Origin of the sequence: Nitrosomonas sp. (genome assembly GCA_016703745.1) — a bacterium.
Classification (GTDB): Bacteria; Pseudomonadota; Gammaproteobacteria; order Burkholderiales; family Nitrosomonadaceae; genus Nitrosomonas.
Window position 1 is genome coordinate 33,195 of record JADJBK010000004.1, and the last position, 12,348, is coordinate 45,542.

Consider the following 12,348-nt stretch of genomic DNA (forward strand, 5'->3'; position numbering starts at 1 on the left):
GGTCTATTTCTGTCCCAGATGTGATCTGACCCAATCGGTCATATCGAGAATGTTTTTCTGGTTGGCACCGTCAGGCCGTTTGGCGATACTTGCCGAATTGAGCACGAAACAGCCACAGCTATTGGCAAGCTGCTGTAATGCCATATCAATGCGGATCGCCTGTGCCTGCGCTTCCATTAATGCTGACTCGTCTTTTCTTTGTGCAAAAGCGGCGGCAGATTCATTGAAAAGACTGGTCAGATCGACCGTTACGAATTTCTGAACAGGATGAGTATGAATCCATGCCGCACCAATGATGGCAGCAGACAGTACCGATAATGCCCAGGTCAGAATATGGTTTTTCAAGCTGTCCTCCTGTATTTACGCAGATCTCCGCTGATCCAGAATCATCTCGATCGCATCTGTCACAGCGATGCCTTGATTCGTCAACAATTTGATGGCTTCATAATCCTGCGCACGGGTGGAATACAGCAGCATCGAGAAAGGGTCGAGTATCAGTCGTCCCACTCCCGATCCTATTGGGCAATGTACGTATATTTCAGAATACATGCCATGTTCCGTGTTGACGCTGGTCATCTGCCGTTTGGTGTATTCATCGAGCGTCAGCTTGCCTTCCTTACCCAGCCGCTCGATGGATTCCGCCTTCTGTCGCAGCAGAAACAGCCAGTCGGCATTCTCGATCATGGCTCGGGTTGCCTCTGACTTGTAATAATCATCTACGGACTGTGTGATGGTGCCAAACGCTCCTCCGTATTTGCGCGCCCGTCGATAACCTGCCTCAATGAACGAAGCACTGGAACCCGCACCCATCAAATCCCAGGCTTCGTCGATAATGACGATTTTCTTCAATGACCGATCAAGATACATTTCCTGGGTGATGCGATACATCACCAGTTGCATGACTACCGTTTGCAGATTCTTTTTTGACTTGAGTTCTTCCAGTTCCAGTACGACGAAATTACTGGTGAACTGGATGTTTGATTCACCCTCGAAGTAGGAAGCATAAACACCGTGTTTGGTGTATGGTTCCAGTGCGGTTGCCAGGCGGTGCATATCGCGAATATTTTCTTCATTCTCCGATAAATCATTATTTTTCAGGAAATCATAAATATCCGTGATGGTGGCGAACTTGCCCTTGCTTTCCCATACTCGTTTGATGGCGGATACCAGTAGCGAATAGCTATAATTGTCGAGCTTCTCCTGCGGGCTGGCCATCTGCGCCACCAGAGGCAGAAGCATTTCCATGTCACTGTTGATGTCCATTACCATGGAGAAGGGATTGAGACACAAACGGTTATGGCGCTCATCCGTGAACTCGATGAACTCGCCATCGAGTATTTCACAAAGATTCTTGTAAGACCGGCCAATGTCGATGATCCAGACCTTCGCCCCTGTGCCGAGATAGCGGAACGCCATCTCGTTGATCAGGACGGATTTGCCAGAGCCAGATAAAGCGGCTACAGCAAAGTTGAAATTCCCACTTTTATTGTCGAACAGGTCGAGTGACATGATCTGTCCGCGCCTGCCGAACAGTGTCATTACCGGCGTGCCGGAGCCTTTCCACTCGGCGAGCAAAGGGGATGTCATAATGGCGTTATCGGAAGTCTTGGTGCCGATCCTGCCGAATGTTTTCAGATCGGCCTGCATTCCTTGCGTAAGAGCGCATGGCATACCGGCCACCAGGGCATGGTGCTGAAGATAGACATCCTTGGACAGATCAATGCCTCTGGCCTGCCAGACGGACCGAACCGCATGCTCGCAGCGTGAAGCATCTTCCAGATGGGACACCAATACCACCTGGTGATACATTTGTACGATATTCCTGCCGTTGGAAAATGCACGCAGCACCATATCCCAGTCACGCTTCTTGTCCTGGAGATCCGGCTGAAATTTCGCCATCACAGATTCTGCTGCCTGGGTTGCTCGGGCAGCCTTTACAGTTGCTCTGGTTCTCGCGGATTCATAATCCTGCACGACAGCACCCATCGTAATCAAAAACGGGCAAGGAATAGCCAATGCCAGACGAAAATAATCACCAATCAAGGCATCCATATTGCCCAGCCTGAAATACTTGGGATACTGTGTTACCGAAAAACATTGCAACGCCGTCTCAGAATCCCCATTTTTACGCTGTTTGATGCAGCTATCGGCAACTGCCGAGGCAATCTCGGTACTGGATATATGACTGCGAATCGGAAGTGAATTGTCATACTCGATCAGCCTGCGTCTGCTGCCAAGAATACGTTCATGATCGAAGAAATCCGCTACGAAATTGATCAGATCTTCCGGTTGCCAGTCGAATCCCGGCAGCAAGGAAGATCGCATGACAGAATGCACGGACTCGCGAATGCGGATCGCTTCCTCAATATCCGCCACGCTCATGGGATTGAGCGGCAATGTTACCGATACCACACAACGAAAATCACGCAGCAGATAGGCATGGTTGGAGAAAAATGATCTCCCCTTGTTTTGCAGGTAATAATCAATACGGCGGCGTGATAGTTCTCGGAACGTGTTGGTGCTGCGCAAGCCGCCTTCTTCGAGATCTACCGGCAGCATCTCTGACTGTTTGCGCAAAACAGGCAGAATATGTGGGCTGGCATAGAGCGTTATCTGAATGCCAGTTCCAGCAGGACATGACAGGAACAGGCTGGTCAACACCCGCTCCATTTCTTCATTGGAACCGGTCTGCGGAGGAGTCTCGATACAAAAACCGAGATTTTGCGTCGGTTTCTCACTGAATGCGCCATGATCCAGCACAAACAATTTTTCTTCCGGTAGCCAGGATGAATACGGCATAATTCCTGCCAGTCGAGGAATCGTAGCGATTTCTTTAAGCAGCTTGCGCGGCACCAGATCAGAGGGATCGAGCCGTTCGCCCATGAAAATCGTTTTCAGATCGGCCAGTACACTCAAAATTGTTCCTCCGGATAGATGTCATCTTGTGGTAAGGGAGCATGCTGTTGTCGCATAGGTGATGGCGGTGCTGAATACTGCGATGGCTGAGATGGCTGCGGCAGTGGTGGGAACTGCCGGAAGTCTGCCGTTTTTGCAGATTGTTCGCTGGCCCTGTCATTGAGATTGCCACCAGTCACAAGAGAGGTTGGATGGTATTCATCGATGATGTGCTGGCGGTGGTGTTCGATAACCCAACGGCCATAGTCAGCGAGCATGTAGATATATGACTGATCATGCAGGTCGCCGTCAGCATCTTCCCAGGGTGCAATCCAGACCCTCAGCAGTTTGGGTTTGATGAGGATTGGCTCACCCGATTGGGGAGTTCTGCCGGTGATGTGAGATGCAGTGCGCTCCTCTATACCCGTTGGCTGTTGTGTTGTATCCGCTTTGCCAACGCTACTGGTTCTGGATGTAGATTGATTGTCTGTGTCGCCTCCCTTGCGCAGACCAGGAAGATTATCCTGTACAGCATTCGAGTAAACCCCGGACATCGACGAGCAGGAAACGCCATCGGGTGCCTTACATGAAAATTTGCTCCCGCTGTCATACCCGGAGAGGGTAGTACATCCGCCAAGTACCAGCAGCAGTGGAATCAGGAAGACAGGTTTAATCATTCTTGCGCTCCTTTGGCTAGTAATGCTTCGATTTCTGACGCGGCTATTGCGCCTTGCACCATGCTGCCATCGCCTAGAATCAACGTGGGTGTGGCATCTATTCCAAGGCTGCGGGCAAGCGCCACGTTATTGTTAATGGGGTTCTGGCAATCATCCGTGCCGGTCTGTGGTATCTGCCCTTTGATCATTAAATCATTCCAGGCGGTGGATCTGTCCTGGGCACACCACACAAGACGCGCCTTCTGCGCTGCCTGGGGATGTAATTCCTTGATGGGATACAGGTATGTGTAAATGGTCACGTCATCCAGTATCGACAGCTCGGATTCCAGCTTGCGGCAGTAAGGACAATCGGGATCGGAAAACACGAACAACCTGCGCTTGCCACGGCCCCGGATAACTTTGATGGCATCATCGAGCGGTAGCGACGACACATCGATCCGGTTCAGAGTTTCCAGGACTTCTGCGGTTAAATCCCGTTGCTCGGCCATATCGAACAGATGTCCAAAGATCAGATAACGGGCGCTTGGGTCGGTATAGGCAATGTTCTTGCCCATGACGACCTCATAAACACCTTCTATGTGGCTTGGCTGGACACGGGTGAATTCGGTTGCAGGATAGAGTGTTTGCAGACGGTGCTTCACTTCGGCGGTAACATCATTGGCTTTTACGGAAAAAGCCATCAGCAATACTGCAATGGCAGAAATCATCCTTTGCGATGTCATGTCTAGCCCCTTCTTCCTGCCGTGCGGCGCAGCTTGTTGCGCGGTTCTCCAAGACCGATCATTTCCTGCTCATCTCCTATTTCAAATTCGATGCCTTTGGTCAGCACTACCTCTACAACTCGACCCGCATCGACCTCGATGACCGGAAAGAGCTGTTCAGCAAGGCGAATATAATATTGCGATACGCGATCAAGCGAGCGACCGATGCCCGCACCCATTCCTGCGCGGAACTGATTGCCCGCGCCGTTGAGAGTGCCGACCGTCCCCAGTGCGCTGGTTGAAAATGAGGTGGCACTTTGTTGCAATCCCTGACCGATACCAGCAATGATGCCCGTCATGAGCGCGTTGGCGATTATCTGACCCTGCTTGCTGATCAGTCTCCCTCGCAATCCGGCTTTGCCGTCTTCACTCACGATATAGCCCTTGGCAGGCACATCGACGACCTTGCCGTCTTTGAGTGTGCAGGAAAGCGATTCAAGTCTTATGTGGGCACGCTCCGAGCTGATGTCGCCATGGCCGGAACCCAGAACGAAGCATTCCCTAAGCTTCGCTCGGTAACGGTTTGGCAGGAAAGCATTGTCCTGCACTCGAAGCAATGCAGGCATCGGATTGTTCTGTGCCTGGCCACCGGTTGGCGCATCCATTCCGCCCAGCAGCACCGATCGCATGAATGTGCCAGAAGGAATGTAGGTTTTGGGTGGCTCCGGTTTGGCTTCGGGCGTAGCCTGTGGGTTGGTTGCCGTCATCTGGAATACCGCGATACCTGGCACGGGCGGTGGTGCAGCTTCAACAGCAGTACCTGGTTCCAGCATGGGAGGAGGAAGATATGGCTGTGGTGGCGGTATTTCCGTCTTGAAGGAATCGGCTTGGGCGGTTGGCTCCGGGACGGGCTGTGGTAATGGGGCAAAGAAATTTCCGGGTTGTGGTTCCTGTTCCTGCTTGCGCTCCAGATCTGTTATCTGTTGTTTCATGGCGCGAATGATTTCATCCATCTGCAACAACTGTTGTGCCGATTGCGACATCCAGACCTCGCGTGGATCAACCTGGGCACCGGGCGCGGAAATGTTGCGCGTATCCGGTTTCTGTTCCATGGCAGGAATCAGCATTGGTTCCTGGTTGTCCCATAGATAAACTCCACCAAATACCAGCGCAAAAAAGACAACTGCCAGTCCGGAGAGCAGCAAATTTTGCCTGGCTTTTACCGACAGATTCTTGAGGGATTCAGCAAAGCTTGTAGCAGAATCATTACTCATCCGAATTCTCCAGAATAATGAATACATCCGATACTTCTCCTGGATTCAGAACGGGACGCTCGACTGATACGGCGACGACTCCTGGCCGGTAAAGCTCACGCTCATCAATTACCAGTTGATGGCTGGATGTGTTCTTCATCCGGTACTTTTCCCCTGTGTAGCGACCTTCTACCGTGGCAGTGAGAACAAACATCACATCGTTCCATAGTGGCACCACCCGGTTGACTGAACGTGCTTCCATGTCCGTGTTCTGAGGCGATTCCAGTACAAGGATCATGCGCTTGATGGCGCGATTGCGCTCCATGTCATGATCTGCCTCAACTGTTCTGACAGACTTTTTTCTCCTATGGATTACGATGGTGTCGGCTGGCTTGTCGATGATAGCCAGCAGAAGTTTCCAGGTATGCTTCGATTCATCGGTGATGAATATGCTTATATGCGATTTGTCCACCATCGGCTTGATATAGGCGGCACCGGTTTCGCTGTCTGGCACTGCGGTAAAGTCTCCTTCTGCGCCGTATACCCGTGTGATACGGCTGCCTTCCACCCGCACGAGCGTCGGTTCCGAGCGAGAAACCGTGGCATGCAGGGTTTCATCCGGTTCCCCCTGTAAAAGCTGGGCTGCCGTCGTATCAAGACTTAGCAGCGTCAGCATCATCCAGAGGATTCTGCCGGGTCGTCTCACGAAAATCCGAAACATAGAGTTTTCCATTTAGATAGTTGAATCCGATCATGAAGGTCGCATCACGCTCACCAGCCCGTTTATCGGCCACCCACGTATGCAACTTGCCGGAAAGTGCGACTCGAAGATACTTTTCATCGACGGTGATGTCCTGTACCGAAAATTGTGAGGAAGTCTGGTTTCTTCTCAGAAAATCGGAACGGGAAGCCATTTCCTGCGATAGCCTGCCGAATTCGGATGGCAGTGCATATTTGAGAAAAAGTTCGTTCTGATAAGCAATACCGGCTGGCGTGACGTTGAGTGCCAGCCCGGCATACCAGTACGCCATTTCTTCAAGGTATTCCCTGGATACCATGTTGTTCGATACCCAGAAACCCTGCTTGATCTGCGGCGGCACCAGTACCGTTCGGGCATCTCCCTGTAAATTGAGTATTGCTAGACTCGTAAGGATGATGATCAGCACGAGTGCTGCCAGCAGGAGGCGCATGAAACGGATTTCCAGTGCGGCGTTGGCCCGTTCATCAGTGTATTTTTTGAATAACATGATCAACCCAGAAAATAGCGCAGACTGGAAGATGGCAGGGTTTTGGGTTTTATGAACAGACTGCCTGGAAACCACCAGTAGAGGACATGAATGGCGAAACGCGAATGTTTCCCAGCCTTCATCCGACCATAAGCCCACGCTGCCGAAGTGCCACCGACCAGACCAAGCATGGCCATGCCAAGGGCAAGACCGATGCCAATCAGCATAATTGCCAGAACAAGCTGATCGATTTCCCACCAGAGAAATCGCTCCCGCGCATCGAGGAAAGTTGGTATAAATCCGGTTTCATCGCCATTCATTTGTCACCTCCTACCTAGATGGTTGCAGTCATGATGACCTCGATGATGCCGGGTGTGAATTGCATGAAGATCGCAAAACCGACCCCCGTCAGTACCGGAACCGGATTGACTCGTGCGATGGAGATAATGCCGCCCAAAGCAACAGCGGCAATCGATATGGCCTTACCGCCAAAACCCAGCACCAGATCCTTGAAAAAAGTGTACAGGGCGGAGAACGAAGTGCCGGTCGTGCCGGACACCGCATCACTAACAATGACCAGCGACATGACTACAAATGCTAAAAAGATTAAAGATTTTTTGTTAATTACCAACATGATTTACTCCTGATTTGGTTTTATGAAAAATGATTGATTTGACCAGCCAGCCGAAGCCCATGCCTAGGGCAATCCCGCCTATATGCGCCTGAAAGTCGTTGTCGAGCATGCCGCCCGGCATCAACACCCCCATGGCAATAAAGGCACCGGCAATGACCATATCCTTGATTGCCTCCCTCGTCCGAGGGAGCTTCTCAATGGTTACAGTTTGGTTCATAGTGTCTCCTTTCTGATTAAGCTCACTTCAACGCGACGGTTAAGCGCACGCCCCTTATCCGTCTGGTTATCCGCCAGATAGCAACAATTGCCCATGGCTCTGATTTCCAGTGGATTCCTGATGCCGCGTGATTTGATCCACGCAGCTACCCATTCAGCCCGTCGCTCGGCGAGCTTCTGGTTGTATTCTTTTGCTCCGGTGCTGTCGGTATAGCCATCGATACGTATACGATCACCTTCCGATAGTGTCGTTAAAAATACGTTGAGATCACGAATACCACGGCTTTCCGCCTGATCGAAATTGAAGTGCAGCACAATCTTTCGTTGAGAATCACCTTTCACGCCAGCCTGGTTTGCATTGCTGCTTACAGCAGCAAAGGAAATAGTCTGAATGGGTGATTTCATGGTTGGTCTGGTGCAATTGATACCTACTTCGCAGATGCGCCATTCATTGTCGAACCAGGCAATTTCATAGAATATTTTTGGTGGTTTTTCAATGAGTATCTTGGGTTGTTGCTTCGGTTGACCAGCACAGGCAATCAGCATTAATCCAGGCATGATGATGAAAAACTTTTGCATTACTGCTGGCTCCTGATGCGATTGAGTGCTGTCTTAACCTTGCGGGCATAGATGATCCGCTTGTCAGGTGATTTGGCGTTATAGGCACCAATTGCTGTCCAGTTATAGCCAATATCCTTGAAATTGTTTGCCAGCACCCAGGCACCAACGAAAGTGTTGATACAGGGATCGAACAGGGATTGTTCGGTGATGCCGTATTTACCCAGTTTGCGCAACCAACTGCTGTTGATCTGCATGTGGCCAATGTCGCGAGAGCCGTTCTTGTTGCTGTAGTTGACAGCCTTGGGATTACCGTTGGATTCAACTTTCGAGATTGCCTTGAGCAGATCCGGGTGAATACGGTAACGCCGTGATGCCTCATCAAAACAGGCCGCTTCAGCAATCATCGAAAGCAGTAACATTGTGAGCAGAAAGAGTATTTTCATGCACATATGCTAAAAACTTTCTGAATAATAAACAACCAAGATAGATGACCGGATAGGTCATTTATCGTGTATTGTCATATTCTCTTTTGTATGTTAGACATCCACATCCAGAGTGAAAAAACGACAAGAAGAATCAGGCATGGAGCCAATATTGCCGGTAAAGGAAATGGCATGAACAGCCAGAGCAGGAGAAGAGCAAAGGAAAAAACAAAGAGGTTTGCGCCAATACTAAGCCGCAGAGGACTCTGCGAAATGAACATATTTTTTCTGATCTCGCGCACCAACACCCCATCCGAAGATGCAGCGAGCAGAATTGGGAATGCAATCAAAATCCAGAGTGCGAAAGAATACACTCTATAAAAGACAATATCACTCCATAGTAACGTGATATAAATCCGGTCAAGCACCCATCCCTTGAGTTCATCAGTAATTTCAAAAGATGCCGCTTTTGCTAATTCTCCGGAAAATTCCAGCATAGACTCCGATGCTTTTGAATTTACCCAGTGATTGGCATTATCTCCAGCCAGAGATGCCATTTGCTGGCGATCCACGATACGCGTCTGCTCTAAGACCTGTCTTGGAATCAGAAACCAGGTTGCGATCAGTCCAGCCAACAGGATGAACGCTATAAATGTCCACCAGGGATTGGTCCTGTTGGTTCTTGCCATGATTCAGGCGGGATTTGCCGAGGAATTAAATCGATATACAGTTATCTGTCCGCCCTCAGCCATGAAAAGGCTCCGGGAGCGGCAGCATTCCTTGTTATGGATGGTTCCGATGATTCAGAACTGTTTGATGCGTCATTTATGATTGCTGTTTCCTGCAAAGATACTGCATCATCAGATACAGATGGCACATCGACTGGATTTTCCTGTTGGGGTTTTTTTCTGGACTCAATCATTGCCTCGCGCACAACGCCACGGACGTGGGTTGCGATCCTGAGAATCCTTCTTTTCCATTCATAAAGGATTCGCGAGTATTCCTGATCTGCAATGGTGCCAGATAGCCACATTGCATCCAGTTTGGCTATCATTCCATCGAATTCACGAATAATTCCTGCATATTTGGCCGAACGGTGAGAGGAAATCCTTGCTTCAACGACCGCAGGATGAGAATAATTGATCGCATCCAGAGTAATTCCATTGTTCTCGGCAACTTTTTCGAGTCTAATGATTTCATTATGAATGTCAGCTTGTGCCTTGTTCAGTTTTTCGTCGATCAAACCTTCCATATCACACACCTGGGATTCAGTACCAACTGCACGTAACACAACGGAAAGCGAATAGATCGCATCAGAATAAGAATCGAATCCTCGTCGGAACACCTGTTGTGCATGAAAGGATTGCAGCGGGATATTTTGCACTACATAAGGGCGACTGTTGGCTGGTTTGGTTTCCATTTCATTTCCATGAGATTGATAAAAATTCATTTTATCCGTCTCACGAAGAAATGGCACACCAGATAAATGACCTATCTGGTCATCTATTGGGATTGTTTATATTTATTAGATCAGCATACTATTTCTGCTTCGCTTTTATCAAATTATTAAACACTCATGCAAAAAAAATTCTGGATTTATGATGGGCCTCCACAATATGCCGATCTCAAGCTACCTGCGATTTCTTCAACATTAAGTATTGGGCATATTTTGTTTTTTTTTCTGCATGATGGATCAGTTTGGCTGTTTGCAAGCCGCAATCCTGGGAAATGTGTTTCCAGTTGGAGTAATACCGCACGGCGCTATGATCTCCATGAAATCAACCATATCATGGTGTCTCAACCTTTCCTGTTTTATACGTCGGTAAAAAAGAATATCGAAAAAAATATCGAGGGATACAGGATGAAAAAGTCTGGCGGATATATCATCGATAGAGAAACGTTAACCGCTGAAGCAGAAAATGTCTTTGCCATGGCTAAACCAATGCCCGATAGCGATGACTGATGTATATGATTTCGATAACCCCTGGAGGAAGATCTATGAGTGGCCGATGGCATTCGGCTGGTTCACTGCTTCTGGGGTAACGCTTCTACTGGTTTATACGATACCTATCATACCGTTCCGGTTTGGCATTATTCTTGCCGGAGCTTGTGCCGTTTTTGGGATGGTTCGCGGCATCCAGGCATGGAGAAGATACAGTGATTTTAATCGTATGAAGCTTTCTGGCAAGCGGTTCATAAAACTGGAAAGTGTCCTGAAGATAGCACGCAAGGCTGCCAGCAGGAACAATCTGTGGCTCGGCAATGGTTTCCAGTGGACAGACATCGAATCAGGCAGAATGCACGCCCTGATCAATCAGGGAATCGCCAACCAGTTAGGCAAAGAAGTTTTGAGTAATGAAGGTGCTTACTGGTTGCATGGATTATCCAGAGAGGAAGATATGTTTACCGACCTTGGTAGCCTGGTTGGACATACTCTGATCGTTGGCACGACGCGGGTTGGGAAGACAAGAATGCTTGATTTGCTGATCGCACAAGCCATTGTCAGAAATGAGCCAGTCATCATCATCGATCCAAAGGGTGATCACGGACTGGCCGAAAATGCACGACGAGTCTGTGAAGCACTCGGACAGTCTGATCGTTTTGTGTTTTTTCATCCAGCTTATCCAGAAAAATCGATCAGCATCGATCCACTGCGCAACTGGAACCGGAAAACAGAACTGGCCAGCCGAATTGCATCCTTGATTCCATCCGAAACCGGTGCCGATCCTTTCACTGCTTTCGGATGGAAAGTATTGAACGACATTGTGAATGGTCTGATTGCAACCGGTACACGGCCAAATCTGGTGCAGGTGAGAAAATATATAGAAGGAGGCCCGGACGGTTTGTTGCTAAGGGCACTGCGTCAGCATTTCAAGGTATACGTTCCCGGTTGGGAATCCAAAGCTGGCGGTTTTATCAAGAAATATCGTGGTAATGAGGTCCTTGCCTATACTTCTTTCTACAAGGAAGTAGTCGCTCATGAAGCCCAATCGGTCGATCTCGATGGCCTGATTTCAACATTCGAACATAATCGTGAGCATTTCCAGAAAATGATCGCCTCTCTTATTCCTATCCTGTCCATGCTGACGAGTGAACCACTAAAAGAACTGCTGTCTCCCGATTTCGAGCCAGGGCATGAACGTGAAATGACGGATGCAGCAAGGGCGATAAAAGCAGATAAGGTGCTGTATATTGGATTGGATTCACTCGCTGATGGCATGGTAGGCAGCGCCATTGGTTCTCTGCTGTTGGCCGACCTGACTGCGGTTGCTGGTGATCGGTATAACTATGGCATCAAAACTATGAAACCCGTCAATCTGTTCATCGATGAGGCGGCAGAAGTCATTAATCAACCAACAATCCAGTTAATGAACAAAGGTGGAGGGGCGCTCTTCAGGGTGACAATCGCAACACAAACCTTCGCAGATTTTGCCTCCCGTCTTGGGGATGAGAACAAGGCAAGACAGGTTCTTGCCAATACCAACAATAAGATTGCCATGAGAATTCTGGATTCCGAAACACAGAAATATATATCGGAAGGTATTCCAAAGATCAAGACACGCATCATGTCGGTTATGTACAACCACAGTATTGATTCGAGCATGAACGATAACGATGCAGGGTACAGGGAGGAAGCTGCCCAGGAAGAAGCGGATCTCATTCCACCAGCCATTCTGAGCGAATTACCGCCACTGCATTATTTTGCCCGTTTATCGGGCGGAAAGACGATCAAGGGGAGAATACCGATCCTGAAATGAATGGG

Annotated in this window: 16 protein-coding genes; 2 read left to right on the forward strand and 14 right to left on the reverse strand. The window is 49.1% G+C overall.

Features of this window, described 5'->3' with window-relative positions; translation table 11 throughout:
* Positions 1–3: 3 nt before the first annotated feature.
* The 14 genes from IPG31_00495 to IPG31_00560 form a co-directional block, all read right to left on the reverse strand.
* Positions 4–345 (reverse strand): hypothetical protein, encoded by a 342-nt coding sequence (locus tag IPG31_00495; protein MBK6616904.1) that lies wholly within the window; start codon positions 343–345, stop codon positions 4–6.
* Between the two features lie 15 nt (positions 346–360).
* On the reverse strand, positions 361–2,916 hold the full coding sequence (gene traC, locus IPG31_00500) for a type IV secretion system protein TraC (protein ID MBK6616905.1): 2,556 nt from the start codon (positions 2,914–2,916) through the stop codon (positions 361–363).
* A complete protein-coding gene (traV, locus tag IPG31_00505; protein MBK6616906.1) occupies positions 2,913–3,572 on the reverse strand; it encodes a type IV conjugative transfer system lipoprotein TraV in 660 nt (219 codons plus the stop codon). The genes traC and traV overlap by 4 nt, the downstream gene beginning before the upstream one ends.
* Complete coding sequence (locus tag IPG31_00510; GenBank protein ID MBK6616907.1) at positions 3,569–4,294, reverse strand: DsbC family protein; 726 nt, start codon at positions 4,292–4,294, stop codon at positions 3,569–3,571. The genes traV and IPG31_00510 overlap by 4 nt, the downstream gene beginning before the upstream one ends.
* Positions 4,295–4,296: 2 nt before the next feature.
* Positions 4,297–5,547 (reverse strand): conjugal transfer protein TraB, encoded by a 1,251-nt coding sequence (locus IPG31_00515; protein MBK6616908.1) that lies wholly within the window; start codon positions 5,545–5,547, stop codon positions 4,297–4,299.
* Complete coding sequence (locus IPG31_00520) at positions 5,540–6,205, reverse strand: type-F conjugative transfer system secretin TraK (GenBank protein ID MBK6616909.1); 666 nt, start codon at positions 6,203–6,205, stop codon at positions 5,540–5,542. The genes IPG31_00515 and IPG31_00520 overlap by 8 nt, the downstream gene beginning before the upstream one ends.
* Positions 6,180–6,773, reverse strand: coding sequence for a type IV conjugative transfer system protein TraE (gene traE / locus IPG31_00525; GenBank protein MBK6616910.1), 594 nt, complete (start codon positions 6,771–6,773; stop codon positions 6,180–6,182). Before traE ends, IPG31_00520 begins: the two co-directional genes overlap by 26 nt.
* 2 nt (positions 6,774–6,775) lie before the next feature.
* Complete coding sequence (gene traL, locus IPG31_00530) at positions 6,776–7,072, reverse strand: type IV conjugative transfer system protein TraL (protein ID MBK6616911.1); 297 nt, start codon at positions 7,070–7,072, stop codon at positions 6,776–6,778.
* A 14-nt stretch (positions 7,073–7,086) separates the two neighbouring features.
* Positions 7,087–7,386: a hypothetical protein gene (locus tag IPG31_00535; GenBank protein MBK6616912.1), complete on the reverse strand. Its 300-nt coding sequence runs from the start codon at positions 7,384–7,386 to the stop codon at positions 7,087–7,089.
* Positions 7,373–7,603: a hypothetical protein gene (locus IPG31_00540; protein ID MBK6616913.1), complete on the reverse strand. Its 231-nt coding sequence runs from the start codon at positions 7,601–7,603 to the stop codon at positions 7,373–7,375. The genes IPG31_00535 and IPG31_00540 overlap by 14 nt, the downstream gene beginning before the upstream one ends.
* Positions 7,600–8,181, reverse strand: coding sequence for an OmpA family protein (locus IPG31_00545; protein MBK6616914.1), 582 nt, complete (start codon positions 8,179–8,181; stop codon positions 7,600–7,602). Before IPG31_00545 ends, IPG31_00540 begins: the two co-directional genes overlap by 4 nt.
* Positions 8,181–8,612: a lytic transglycosylase domain-containing protein gene (locus IPG31_00550; GenBank protein MBK6616915.1), complete on the reverse strand. Its 432-nt coding sequence runs from the start codon at positions 8,610–8,612 to the stop codon at positions 8,181–8,183. Before IPG31_00550 ends, IPG31_00545 begins: the two co-directional genes overlap by 1 nt.
* Positions 8,613–8,680: 68 nt before the next feature.
* Positions 8,681–9,220, reverse strand: a complete 540-nt coding sequence (locus tag IPG31_00555; GenBank protein ID MBK6616916.1) for a DUF4400 domain-containing protein — start codon at positions 9,218–9,220, stop codon at positions 8,681–8,683.
* Between the two features lie 95 nt (positions 9,221–9,315).
* Positions 9,316–10,035, reverse strand: coding sequence for a DUF1845 family protein (locus tag IPG31_00560; GenBank protein ID MBK6616917.1), 720 nt, complete (start codon positions 10,033–10,035; stop codon positions 9,316–9,318).
* 126 nt (positions 10,036–10,161) lie between these two features.
* On the opposite strand from IPG31_00560, the gene IPG31_00565 reads away from it, so the two are divergent.
* Both IPG31_00565 and traD read left to right on the forward strand, forming a co-directional pair.
* Positions 10,162–10,548, forward strand: a complete 387-nt coding sequence (locus tag IPG31_00565; GenBank protein ID MBK6616918.1) for a hypothetical protein — start codon at positions 10,162–10,164, stop codon at positions 10,546–10,548.
* Complete coding sequence (traD, locus tag IPG31_00570; protein MBK6616919.1) at positions 10,541–12,343, forward strand: conjugative transfer system coupling protein TraD; 1,803 nt, start codon at positions 10,541–10,543, stop codon at positions 12,341–12,343. Before IPG31_00565 ends, traD begins: the two co-directional genes overlap by 8 nt.
* Positions 12,344–12,348 lie beyond the last annotated feature (5 nt).

What these genes read in the sequence shown, in the direction of transcription:
- IPG31_00565 (MBK6616918.1), top strand. Translation starts at nt 10,162, where the DNA reads ATGCAAAAAAAATTCTGGATTTATGATGGGCCTCCACAATATGCCGAT.
- IPG31_00550 (MBK6616915.1), bottom strand. Translation starts at nt 8,612, where the DNA reads ATGTGCATGAAAATACTCTTTCTGCTCACAATGTTACTGCTTTCGATG.
- traD (MBK6616919.1), top strand. Translation starts at nt 10,541, where the DNA reads ATGACTGATGTATATGATTTCGATAACCCCTGGAGGAAGATCTATGAG.
- traE (MBK6616910.1), bottom strand. Translation starts at nt 6,773, where the DNA reads ATGTTATTCAAAAAATACACTGATGAACGGGCCAACGCCGCACTGGAA.
- IPG31_00540 (MBK6616913.1), bottom strand. Translation starts at nt 7,603, where the DNA reads ATGAACCAAACTGTAACCATTGAGAAGCTCCCTCGGACGAGGGAGGCA.
- IPG31_00535 (MBK6616912.1), bottom strand. Translation starts at nt 7,386, where the DNA reads ATGTTGGTAATTAACAAAAAATCTTTAATCTTTTTAGCATTTGTAGTC.
- IPG31_00545 (MBK6616914.1), bottom strand. Translation starts at nt 8,181, where the DNA reads ATGCAAAAGTTTTTCATCATCATGCCTGGATTAATGCTGATTGCCTGT.
- IPG31_00560 (MBK6616917.1), bottom strand. Translation starts at nt 10,035, where the DNA reads ATGAATTTTTATCAATCTCATGGAAATGAAATGGAAACCAAACCAGCC.
- IPG31_00510 (MBK6616907.1), bottom strand. Translation starts at nt 4,294, where the DNA reads ATGACATCGCAAAGGATGATTTCTGCCATTGCAGTATTGCTGATGGCT.
- IPG31_00515 (MBK6616908.1), bottom strand. Translation starts at nt 5,547, where the DNA reads ATGAGTAATGATTCTGCTACAAGCTTTGCTGAATCCCTCAAGAATCTG.
- traL (MBK6616911.1), bottom strand. Translation starts at nt 7,072, where the DNA reads ATGAATGGCGATGAAACCGGATTTATACCAACTTTCCTCGATGCGCGG.
- traV (MBK6616906.1), bottom strand. Translation starts at nt 3,572, where the DNA reads ATGATTAAACCTGTCTTCCTGATTCCACTGCTGCTGGTACTTGGCGGA.
- IPG31_00520 (MBK6616909.1), bottom strand. Translation starts at nt 6,205, where the DNA reads ATGATGCTGACGCTGCTAAGTCTTGATACGACGGCAGCCCAGCTTTTA.